Annotated in this window: 7 protein-coding genes; 2 read left to right on the plus strand and 5 right to left on the minus strand. The window is 69.7% G+C overall.

The features are described 5' to 3' along the window. Positions 1-6 precede the first annotated feature (6 nt). From G6020_RS05170 to G6020_RS05185, 4 genes are all read right to left on the minus strand, one after another. Positions 7-366: a hypothetical protein gene (locus G6020_RS05170; RefSeq protein WP_347238311.1), complete on the minus strand. Its 360-nt coding sequence runs from the start codon at positions 364-366 to the stop codon at positions 7-9. Between the two features lie 137 nt (positions 367-503). Continuing rightward, entirely contained in the window at positions 504-1,976 is a 1,473-nt protein-coding gene (locus G6020_RS05175; protein WP_182609888.1) for a glutamate synthase subunit beta, read from the minus strand. Next, positions 1,969-6,570: a glutamate synthase large subunit gene (gene gltB, locus G6020_RS05180; protein WP_182609889.1), complete on the minus strand. Its 4,602-nt coding sequence runs from the start codon at positions 6,568-6,570 to the stop codon at positions 1,969-1,971. The genes G6020_RS05175 and gltB overlap by 8 nt, the downstream gene beginning before the upstream one ends. Before the next feature lie 262 nt (positions 6,571-6,832). Beyond that, a complete protein-coding gene (locus G6020_RS05185) occupies positions 6,833-7,696 on the minus strand; it encodes a hypothetical protein (protein WP_182609890.1) in 864 nt (287 codons plus the stop codon). 571 nt (positions 7,697-8,267) lie between these two features. Here G6020_RS05185 and G6020_RS05190 point away from each other — a divergent pair. Next, the gene (locus G6020_RS05190; RefSeq protein WP_182609894.1) at positions 8,268-9,548 is read left to right on the plus strand and encodes a DUF4921 family protein; all 1,281 of its coding nucleotides are present in this window, start codon (positions 8,268-8,270) and stop codon (positions 9,546-9,548) included. Positions 9,549-9,630: 82 nt separating this feature from the next. Here the strand turns inward: G6020_RS05190 and G6020_RS05195 are convergent, their stop codons facing one another. Beyond that, complete coding sequence (locus G6020_RS05195) at positions 9,631-10,146, minus strand: hypothetical protein (protein WP_347238312.1); 516 nt, start codon at positions 10,144-10,146, stop codon at positions 9,631-9,633. A 109-nt stretch (positions 10,147-10,255) separates the two neighbouring features. Between G6020_RS05195 and G6020_RS05200 the strand changes: the two genes are divergently transcribed. Further along, on the plus strand, positions 10,256-11,437 hold the full coding sequence (locus G6020_RS05200; RefSeq protein WP_182609892.1) for a DUF4185 domain-containing protein: 1,182 nt from the start codon (positions 10,256-10,258) through the stop codon (positions 11,435-11,437). The last annotated feature ends 6 nt before the right edge of the window (positions 11,438-11,443 follow it).

Here is an 11,443-nt window from a genome sequence, read left to right on the forward strand (position 1 = left end):
CCGTCGTCAGGGGGCGGGACCAGAGGGTGGGGCCTGCTCCTCCGGTGGCACCGCACGACCACGCCTCGTGACCAGTGCCAGACCCATCCCGCCGGCGATGAGGACCGCGGCGGCCAGGCCCAGCGCGACGGTCTGCACCCCGGAGATGCCCAGGGAGGACGAGTCCGGGCCGTCCCCGGCGTCCGGCGAGTCCCCCTCCACCGGGAGCGGGGGGAGTTCGCTGAGCACCGGGAGATCGGTCACCTCGACCCTCGCCCCGGAGCCGGTCCCCTGTGCGGAGGCCGCGGGCCCACCGATCATCGCGACCGACAGCCACAGCGCGACCACGAGCGCCACGACCAGGCCGACGAACACGGCACCGGACACGGCGGCAGGGCGACGGCGGACCATGTATGCCTTCCGTGACGGCGGCCGGGGTGGCCTGGATCGAATTGCCTCACATCTTAGGTTCTATTAAGGCGAAACGATACCCCGCCGTGCTCCCCCGGGCGCGCGTCCCCCGGTCAGCGCTGTGCGACGTCCGTGGGTCGAACGGGCGACGGGAGGGCCGTCTCCCCCATGAGGAAGCGGTCGACCGAGGCCGCGGCGGCGCGCCCCTCGGCGATCGCCCACACGATCAGGGACTGGCCACGTCCCATGTCCCCGGCGACGAACACACCGTCGACGTTGGTGGCGTACGTGTCGTCCCTGTCGACGTTGCCCCGGTCGCTGAAGTCCACGCCCAGGTCGGAGCACAATCCGGTCTTCTGCGCGCCCGTGAACCCCATGGCCAGCAGGACCAGGTCCGCCGGGTACTCGAAGTCGGTGCCGGGCACCGGCTCGAAGCGCCCGTCGACCATCTTGACCTCGGAACCCTTGAGCGCTGTCACATGGCCGCCCTCGCCGAGGAACTCGGCGGTGGAGACGCTGTAGACCCGCTCGCCGTTCTCCTCGTGCGCAGACGCCGTGCGGAACATCAGCGGGTACACGGGCCACGGGGTCGAGGCGGCACGGGTGGCGGGCGGCCTGGGCATGATCTCGAAGCTCTTGACCGACTTCGCACCCTGGCGGGTGGCCGTTCCCAGGCAGTCGGCGCCGGTGTCGCCGCCGCCGATGATGATCACGTGCTTATCCCGCGCGTGGATCTCCGGCAGGCCGTCGGAGTCCACCACCGGGTCACCGACCGCGGCCTTGTTGGCCAGCGGCAGGTAGTCCATCGCCTGGTGGATCCCGTCGAGCTCGCGGCCCGGGACCGGGAGGTCCCGTCGCATGGTGGCGCCGCCGCAGAGGACGACCGCGTCGAACTCGCCGCGCAGCTGTGAGGCGGTGATGTCCTTGCCCACGTTGACGCCGGCGCGGAACACCGTGCCCTCCGCCTCCATCTGGGCGAGGCGCCGGTCGATGATCTCCTTCTCCATCTTGAACTCGGGGATCCCGTAGCGCATCAGACCACCGATACGGTCATCGCGCTCGAAGACCGTCACCGAGTGCCCGGCGCGGGTGAGCTGCTGCGCGGCCGCCAACCCCGCCGGGCCGGAACCCACGACCGCCACCGACTGGCCGGTGCGGAACGAGGGGATCACCGGATCCATGGGACCGTCCTCCCATGCCTTCTCGGCGATCTCCACCTCGATCTGCTTGATCGTCACCGCCGGCTGGTTGATGCCCAGGACGCAGGAGCCCTCACACGGGGCCGGGCAGAGCCGCCCCGTGAACTCGGGGAAGTTGTTGGTGGCGTGCAGACGATCCACCGCCGCGTCCCACCGCCCGCGGTGCACGAGGTCGTTCCACTCCGGGATGATGTTGCCGAGCGGGCAACCCTGGTGACAGAACGGGATGCCGCAGCCCATGCAGCGACTGGCCTGGGTCTTCAGGTCGTCCTCCGGGAGGGTGGTCGACTCGTAGACCTCCTTCCAGTCCATGATCCGCAGATCCACCGGACGACGCTCGGGGAGCTCCCGTTCGGTGTGCTTGAGAAAGCCCTTCGGGTCAGCCATTTGCGGCCTCCATGATCGCCTCGTCCACGTTGCGTCCGTCCTTCTCCGCCTGCTCGATGGCGAGCAGCACGCGCTTGTAGTCGCGCGGCATGATCTTGACGAAGTGATTCACGTTCTGCGCCCAACCGGACAGGATCTCCCGCGCCCGGGTCGAATCGGTCTCGGCGGCGTGCCGCTCGACGATCCGGTGCAGGAACTCGACGTCCTCCGTCAGCAGTTCCTCGATCTCGACGAGCTCGTCGTTGAGGTTCACGGGCAGCTGCCCGTCCGGGTCGTAGAAGTACGCGACACCGCCCGACATGCCGGCGGCCACGTTGCGCCCGGTCGACCCGAGCACCACGACCTGACCACCCGTCATGTACTCGCACGCGTGGTCACCCACGCCCTCGACCACAGCGGTGACGCCGGAGTTGCGGACGCAGAAGCGCTCGCCCACCATTCCCCGCAGGTAGATCTCACCGCTGGTCGCGCCGTAACAGATCACGTTCCCGGCGATGATGTTGTCCTCCGCCACGAAGTCCGGGGCCGCGTCCAGGGCGGGCCGGACCACGATCCGACCACCCGACAGTCCCTTGCCCACGTAGTCGTTGGCGTCACCGAAGACACGCTGGGTCACGCCGGCGGCGAGGAACGCCCCGAACGAGTTGCCCGCCGAACCGGTGAAGGTGAGGTCGATGGACCCGTCCGGCAGGCCTGCGGCCCCGTACGCCTTGGAGATCTCGTGGCTGAGCATGGTGCCGACCGAGCGGTTGACGTTGCAGATCGGGTACCGACCGGTGGCCGGGCCGGACGACGGGTCGACGAGCACCGAACGGAAGTCCTCGATGAGCGTGCGGTCGAGCACTCCCTCCAGCTTGTGGTCCTGCTGCTTGGTGCAGCGCAGGTCCTGGTGCATGAAGGGCGAGTCCGCCTGGGCGAAGACCGGCTCGAGGTCCAGCTTGGCCGCCCGCTTGTTGTGGGCGAACGCACGGGACTTGTCGAGGCACTCGGAGTGTCCGATCGCCTCGTCGAGGGACCGGAAGCCCAGCTCGGCGAGGTACTCGCGGACCTCCTCCGCGACGAACTCCATGAAGTTCACCACGTACTCGGCCTTGCCGTTGAACCGCTCGCGCAGCACCGGGTTCTGGGTGGCCACACCCACCGGGCAGGTGTCGAGGTGGCAGACGCGCATCATGACGCAGCCGGCCACGACGAGCGGCGCGGTGGCGAACCCGAACTCCTCGCCACCGAGCAGCGCCGCCACGATCACGTCGCGCCCCGTCTTGAGCTGCCCGTCGACCTGGACGACGATGCGGTCGCGGAGCCCGTTGACCAGCAGCGTCTGCTGGGTCTCGGCCAGGCCCAGCTCCCACGGTCCACCGGCGTGCTTGAGCGAGGTCAGCGGCGAGGCACCCGTGCCACCGTCGTGGCCCGAGATCAGCACCACGTCGGCGTGTGTCTTGGACACGCCCGTCGCGACGGTTCCCACGCCCTGCTCGGCGACGAGCTTGACGTGGATCCGAGCCTCGGGGTTGGCGTTCTTCAGGTCATAGATGAGCTGCGCCAGGTCCTCGATCGAGTAGATGTCGTGGTGCGGCGGGGGCGAGATCAACCCGACGCCCGGCGTGGAACCACGGACCTCGGCCACCCAGGGGTACACCTTGCCCGGCGGCAGCTGGCCGCCCTCGCCCGGCTTGGCGCCCTGGGCCATCTTGATCTGGATGTCGGTGCAGTTGGCCAGGTAGTTGCTGGTCACACCGAACCGGCCGGAGGCGACCTGCTTGATGGCCGACCGGCGCCAGTCCCCGTTGGGGTCGGGGCTGAACCTGGCGATGGACTCGCCGCCCTCACCCGAGTTGGACCGGGCGAGCAGGCGGTTCATCGCGATCGCGAGGGTCTCGTGCGCCTCCGCGGAGATGGAGCCGTAGCTCATCGCCCCGGTGGAGAACCGCTTGACGATCTCCGACACCGGCTCGACCTCGTCGATCGACACCGGCGGGCGGGTGCTCTTGAGCTCGAAAAGACCGCGCAGCGTGGCGAGACGCTCCGACTGGTCGTCGACGAGCCGCGAGTACTCCTTGAAGATCTCGTATCGGCCGGACCGCGTGGAGTGCTGGAGCTTGAACACCGTGTCCGGGTTGAACAGGTGGTACTCGCCCTCGCGCCGCCACTGGTACTCGCCACCGATCTCGAGCTCGCGGTGGGCGGCCTCCTCGGGACGCGGCAGGAAGGCGAAGCGGTGCCGACGGGCCACGTCCTCGGCGATCTCGTCGAGGCCGATCCCGTCGATCGGGCTGACCGAGCCGGTGAAGTACTCGTCGCACAGTTCCTGCGACAACCCGGTGATGTCGAACAGCTGGGCGCCAGTGTAGGAGGCGAGCGTGGAGATGCCCATCTTGGACATCACCTTGAGCACGCCCTTGGCGGCCGCCTTGCGGTAGTTGGCGCAGGCCTCGACCGTGTCGATCCCGGCGAGGTCGCCCGTCTTGACGAGCTCGTCGATCGACTCGAAGGCCATGTAGGGGTTGATGGCGTTGGCTCCGTAGCCGAACAGCACCGCCATGTGGTGCACCTCGCGGGCGTCGCCCGACTCCACCACGAGGCTGACCCGGGTGCGGGTCTTCTCGCGGACGAGGTGGTGATGCACGGCGGAGGTCAACAGCAGCGACGGGATGGGCGCGTTGCGCTCGTCGGACTCACGGTCCGAGAGCACGATGACGGCGGCACCGTCCTCGATCGCGTCCGAGACCTCGCGCCGGATGCGGTCCAGCGCGATACGGAGGCCCCGCCCGCCGTGGGCGACGTTGTACAGACCGCGGACGGTCACCGCGCGAAGCGCCGGGCGGGAGTCCCCCGCCGCCCGCAGCGTGGCGAGCTCGGAGTTGCCCAGGATCGGGTTGTCGAGCTTGATCTGCCGACAGGAGTCCGGGCCGGGGTTGATGAGGTCACCCTCGGGACCGAGCGTCACCCCGTAGCTCGTGACGAGCTCTTCGCGGATGGCGTCGAGCGGCGGGTTGGTGACCTGCGCGAACCGCTGGGCGAAGTAGTCGAACAGCATCCGGGCCCGCTGGGACAGCACGGGAAGCGGGGTGTCCGTACCCATCGACCCGGTCGCCTCTGCGCCGACACCGGCCATCGGGGAGACGAGGATGCGGAGCTCCTCCTCGGTGTAGCCGAAGACCCGCTGCCGCAGCACCACGCGCTCGTGGCTCATGATCTCCTGGCTGACCTGGGGCAGGTCGCCGAGTCGTACCATGCCCTCGTCGAGCCACTGCTGGTAGGGGTGCTCGGCGGCGAGCTGCTCCTTGATCTCCTGGTCGTCGATGATCCGCCCCGCGGCGGTGTCGACCAGGAACATGCGGCCGGGCCGCAGGCGGGTCTTGGTGACCACCTTGTCCTGCGGGATGTCCAGGACGCCGACCTCGGAGGCCATGACGACGAGACCGTCGTCGGTGACCCAGATCCGCGAGGGGCGCAGGCCGTTGCGGTCGAGGACCGCTCCGATCACGGTGCCGTCGGTGAAGGTGATCGACGCCGGACCGTCCCAGGCCTCCATGAGCGAGGCGTGGTACTCGTAGAACGCCCGCTTGGCGGGGTCCATGGTCTCGTGACGCTCCCAGGCCTCGGGCACCATCATGAGCACGGCGTGCGGAAGGGTCCGGCCGGCCAGAGTCAGCAGCTCGAGCGCCTCGTCGAACCGCGCGGTGTCCGATCCACCGGGGGTGCAGATGGGCAGGGCCGCCGACAGGTCCTCGATGTGCTCGCTCGACATGAGCGACTCACGGGCCCGCATCCAGTTCTCGTTGCCGCGGGCGGTGTTGATCTCCCCGTTGTGCGCGACGTAGCGGAACGGATGCGCGAGCGGCCAGGCCGGGAAGGTGTTGGTGGAGAAGCGGGAGTGGACGATGCCCAGGGCGGACTCCACGCGCTCGTCCTGCAGGTCGAGGTAGAACTCGGGGAGCTGCTTCTCCGTGAGCATGCCCTTGTAGACGAAGGTCCGGGGGCTCAGTGACGGGAAGTACACGGTCTCCGAGCCCAGGTCGCCCTTGCCGGGCCCCTTGGATCCGAGCTCGTGCTCGCACCGCTTGCGGACCACGAAGCACTTCCGCTCGAGTGCGAGCTCGGTGAGCAGGGCGCCGTCGGCACCCGCGGCCTTGACGAAGATCTGGTGGATGGTCGGCTGGGCGTCGCGGGAGATCGCGCCGACCGTCGAGTCGTCGACCGGGACCTCACGCCATCCGATGACAGTGACGCCCTGCTCGGCGGCGATCCTCTCCACCAGGCGCTTGGCGTCCATCGCCAGCATCCGTGACTGGGGGAGAAAACAGAGGCCGGTCGCGTACGCACCGGCCTCGGGCAGTTCCAGGTCCTGCTCATCGCGCATCACCTCGCGGAAGAACCGGTCCGGTACCTGGATCATCAGACCCGTGCCGTCACCGGTGTTCGCCTCGGCGCCGACAGCGCCCCGGTGCTCGAGGTTGACGAGCGCGGCGATCGCCTTCTCGACGATGTCCCGGGACTGACGTCCGTACATGTCCACGACGAACGCGACACCACAGGAATCGTGTTCATATTCAGGGCGGTACAGGCCTCTGGGGCCGGGAGTCGTCATCATCTGCTCGCCTTCGTTTGTCGACGGGCGGACTCCGTGGTGGCTGGAGCACCCGCACTCAGATCACCGTGGTGCTCTGGCCCGCAAATAATATGGGGAAAAGGGGGTAGCCGCACAATTGGGTTTCGTCAATCGACGCGGACTGACGTGGGACACGGATTCCACCCTGTGAGATTTCTCTCAGGTCACGGGCTCTCTCGCTCCCGAAATGGCAACTGCCCCGCTCCGAGTGGACCACTCGGAGCGGGGCAGTTGGGGTGTCAGATCACCGGATGAACGGCAACGGGGGCAGGGTGACGCCGTCCGGCAGCGCCACCTCGTAGTCGCCGAGCGAACCCGTGGTGACGATGGCCGCGTTGGCGGTGACCGCGACCCCACCCTGGGCGCCCGGCTCACCACCGCGACCGTTGGGGGTGACCGGCCCCGGGGCCGGTGGAGCCTCGACGACGGGCTGGAAAGGAGCTGGTCCCGGCATGGCCGAACCTGCCAACGGGGGGAATCCCGGAAGCTCTGGGAGTTGGATGTTCAGGTCCATCAGGGACTGCCCGATCATCGGGGCAGCGGCGATCGAGCCGCCGATGAGGACCACCGGGAGCAGGATCGGAAGTGAACCGACCGCAGAGCCGACAGTCGAGCCCAGCGGGGCGAGCGACGCGGTCAGGGAACCGATCGGGGCGAGAGACCCCTCCACCGAACCCGGCTCCAGCGACCCCATCGGGAGCGAGCCCTCCAACGAACCGTCGTCGAGGGAACCGGGCTCGACGGAGCCCTCGAGGGAGCCGTCCAGCGACCCGGCCTCGGACCCCGCCGACAGCGGAGCGAGCGACCCGGGCTCCAGCGAGCCCTCCAACGATCCGGCGTCAGACCCGGCCGAGAGCGGCGCAAGCGAACCGGGGGCGAGGGACCCGTCGCCCGCCTCGGAGCCCGACGACCCGAGCGCCAACAGCAGGCCCAACCCAACGAGCGAACCCAGCTCAGCCGAACCGAGTTCGCTCGACCCCTCCAACGAGCCGCCGAGCGAACCCTCCAGCGCGTCAGACCCGGCCTCAGAACCAGCGAACACCGGATCAAGAGACCCGGGCTCCAGGGAACCATCCAGCGAACCCGGCTGCTCCAGAGAACCCTCCACGGACCCCTCCAGCGCATCGGACCCGGCTTCAGAGCCTGCGAACACCGGATCGAGGGAACCAGGTCCCAGCGACCCAGCCGGCAGGCCGACGTCTTCCGAACCTGAGGAAACTTCGTTGAGAGACCCGGGCTCTCCCGAGCCCAGCGCAAGTTCGAGGTCCAGCGCGAGACCCAAGCTCTGGCCCAATCCCAAACCGGCACCTAGACCGAGATCCGCCGATCCCGTCTGGGAATTGGCGACCGCCGGGGAGCCGACGGCGGCAAGCGCCACCGCCCCAGCGAGCGCCGCCATTCTCAGATGACGCGAACGCTTAAATGACATTGTCGCCCCTCTTTCCGTCGTGTATGCCGTAGGCCGCCGAAGGACCACTAGCACTTGCTCTCCTACTCGATATGCACATCGTGAAATCTCAGGATAGTGTTACTTCCGTCACAGTTCCACCGGTGCGGCGGAAATCTCCTCTCGTCGTCGTCGGGTGTTCCCCCCGACCACCTAGGCTCGCCGGGTGACCACCGCTCCAGACTCCCCGTCGGCCTTGCACAGGCCGCTCCGGAGCCAGCCGCTCCGCCGGATGGCGGACGGGACCGTCAAGCAGATCAACCCCTTCACCGGCACCGAGGTCTGGACGGTTCCCGGCCGCGGCCACCGCCCCGTCGACCATCCGCCAGGCGAGGTCCTCCCGGTGGACCCCCACGCGGCCGAGACGTACTGCGCGTTCTGCGTGACCCGGCTGCGCGAGACCACTCCGGAGAAGTCACGGCTGGTGCGCGACGGCGACACGTGGACGACGCTCGACCGGGTGGCCGCGCACGAGCTCGGCCTCACGACCCCTGAGTTCCGGCTCTTCGGCAACCTCTTCGAGATCGTGTCGCTGGACTACTGGAGAGCGGTCCACGGATACCGGATCCCGGCCCGGGCCGCCGCGCACCAGACCGCCTATCTCGGGACCGACGAGGGCGCCGACCACGTCCGCGCTCTGGTCCGCACCAGGATCGCCGCCGCACAGGGGGATCCGGCGGACGCCGAGTCCATGACGACCGCGGAGCTGGCCGCCCACTCCGAGAGCTTCTTCGGTGGCTGCCACGACGTCGTGGTGGCCCGCCGCCACCTCACCGACGGCGCCACGAGTTCCGACCGCCACGCCTCCTCCGGGTGCCTCGACCCGGACGAGCACCAGCAGTTCATCGCCTTCACCGTCCGCGCCATGCGGAACCTGTACACCGACAACCCCCATGCCCGGTACGTGTCGGTGTTCCAGAACTGGCTGCGTCCCGCGGGCGCGTCGTTCGCACACCTGCACAAGCAACTCGTGGCGATCGACGAGGTCCCGGCGAAGACCGGTCGCGAGGTGGCCGCCCTCGCCTCGGAGCCGGACCTCTACTCCACGCTCGGGGTCGACCACGCGGCCTCGGAGGGGCTGGTGCTGGCGGCCAACGAGCACGCGGTGGCGGTGGTCGGGGTGGGGCACCGCTATCCCGCCCTCGTCATCTATTCGCGCTCCGCCGCGAGCGAGCCCTGGGAGCACTCCCCGGACGAGCTCCGCGGGGTCTCCGACCTCCTGCACGCCTGCCACGCCGCCACGGGCCCCCTGGTGCCCACCAACGAGGAGTGGCACACCCGGCCACCGGGGGTCAGCGCGGCGATGCCGTGGCGGATCGTGCTCAAGTGGCGGATCTCGAACCCCGCCGGATTCGAGGGGGCGACCGGGATCTACGTCAACACGATCGACCCGTGGGCCCTGCGCGATCGGGTCGCGCCGCGGTTGGTCGAACTGCGTGACTCGGGTCGGATCGCCGACATGGCGCTCGGGGCGGAGTGCGGGGACGTGCGGGGGTCCTTGCGCTCCAGGTGAGGCCGGGCGAGGAGCGGGACGGGATCGACGACGAGGTGGGACGACGACGAGGTGGTCAGGTGAGCACCGGGGGCGCCCCCGCCTAGATCGCGCGTCTCGCCCGACCCCGGGGGAGCCTGGCGGCGGTGGCCTCACGGATGCCCGGTACGGAGGCGGGGATCACGACGGGCCCGGAGAGCGACGGGTCGAGCAGCATCGCCGTGGGGGTCTCCTCCGAGCCCATGTTGATGCGGCGGCAGAGCTCGTAGGCGTCCTCGTCCCGCCAGATGTTGACCCAGTGCACCTCGAGCCCCTCCCGGGCGGCGCGCCGACGCAGCGCGGAGGAGTACGGGCACCCGGGGCGCCACAACACCACCACGGCGTGCTCCACGCAGGAGCTGCGCACCGACTGCAGGGGCTCGTGACCGGTGACCCTGAGCGGCGAGTTCCACAGAGCCGCCACCGCGGTCACCGCCAACACCAGCAGCGCCGGTGCCGCGCCGTGACCGAACCCCACGATGGTCCAGGCGAGCGCGCACCCCACGGCCACGACGGCCGCGGGGCCGAACCAGTGGCCGGGGACGATCTCGCGCCCCGCCCGGGCGAAGGGGTGTGTCACGCGGACGACCATACGCGTCCCGGATCCCGGTCCGCCCGTGCATTAACCGAATTGTGATGCGTCCACGATCGGCTCTCCGCCCGTCGTCCGTGACGGTAGCGTCGGAGCGATGACGGACTCGCGCCCGCCGACCCCGGCCCCGCCGACCAGCACCCGGAAGCTCCGCGACCTCACGGGACCCGGGATCACCACCGCGTTCGGTATGGAGGGGACCGATCTGGGGATCACCGCCAGGACGCCCTCCGGGCGCCTGCTCGCCGTGTTCGGCGACACCTTCGCGGGAGCGGGGATGGGAGCCCCCCACGTGGGGCGCCCCCACCCGGGGATCGCCGAGTGCTCCCCCACCACCGACGAGCGACCGGGGCCGGGCAACCCCGACTGGCGGTCCCCCGTCGGCCTGTTCGCCGACGACGCCGCCCCGGGCGGGGGCCTGGTGTGGACGGGCGCGGCCGGTCCCGGCCCGCCGGACTACGCGGGGCAACTCATCGACTACGTCCACGGCCGGGGTTGTTCCACCGTCCTCCCCGGCGACGTCCTGACCCTCGGCGACACGATGTATCTCCACGTCATGGTCAACGAGGGACTGGGGACGGTCACCCGGACCGAGATCCACCGCTCGGTCGACGACGGGAGCACCTGGGAGCCGACCGGTGTCACGTTCTCCCCCCGGCTCGAGGGCGGGCACCGCCAGCTGTGGACGTGGGAGACAGGTGGGGACGGATTCGTCTACGTCATGTCGACCGGGTTCCAGCGGGACAAGGGGGTCATCCTCATGCGGGTCCGCGAGGAGCACCTGGCGGATCCCGGCGTCAACGGGTGGCAGACGTGGGGCTACCGCGAGGGCGCCTGGGACTGGGGCAACCCCACGACCATCGTGCTTCCGGGCCGCATCGGCGAGATGTACCTGCGGCGGTGCGAGGACTTCTGGACCCTCACCTACTTCGACGCCGAGCACTACCGGATCGACTGCCTCACCTTCCCGCACATCGGCGCCGACCTACTGGACAGGTCGGTGACGACCCACACCACGCTCCTGCACGGCTGTGCCTGGGGCGACGAGTCCGACGGCTCAGATCCCGCCGCGGGTCCGGCACGCGTCGCCCAGCTCTACTGCGGCTGCCCGGTCCCGGGGTCCACCCCCGAGGAGTGGCACGTGGTCGTGAGCCAGTGGAACACCCACGACTCGGCCGCGGGCCCCGCCGGCTGGCCGTACCGCTCCATGCAGTTCGTGGGGTCCATCCCGCGTCCGCCGGGGACACGGGCCGGGGACCGACCCGCCGCGGGCGCGTAGGTCCGC

Source organism: Dietzia sp. B19, assembly GCF_014145155.1.
GTDB lineage: Bacteria > Actinomycetota > Actinomycetes > Mycobacteriales > Mycobacteriaceae > Dietzia > Dietzia natronolimnaea.

Excerpts from the sequence above, each read along its gene's own strand:
- G6020_RS05175 (WP_182609888.1), bottom strand. The coding sequence starts at position 1,976 with ATGGCTGACCCGAAGGGCTTTCTCAAGCACACCGAACGGGAGCTCCCC.
- G6020_RS05200 (WP_182609892.1), top strand. The coding sequence starts at position 10,256 with ATGACGGACTCGCGCCCGCCGACCCCGGCCCCGCCGACCAGCACCCGG.
- gltB (WP_182609889.1), bottom strand. The coding sequence starts at position 6,570 with ATGATGACGACTCCCGGCCCCAGAGGCCTGTACCGCCCTGAATATGAA.
- G6020_RS05190 (WP_182609894.1), top strand. The coding sequence starts at position 8,268 with ATGGCGGACGGGACCGTCAAGCAGATCAACCCCTTCACCGGCACCGAG.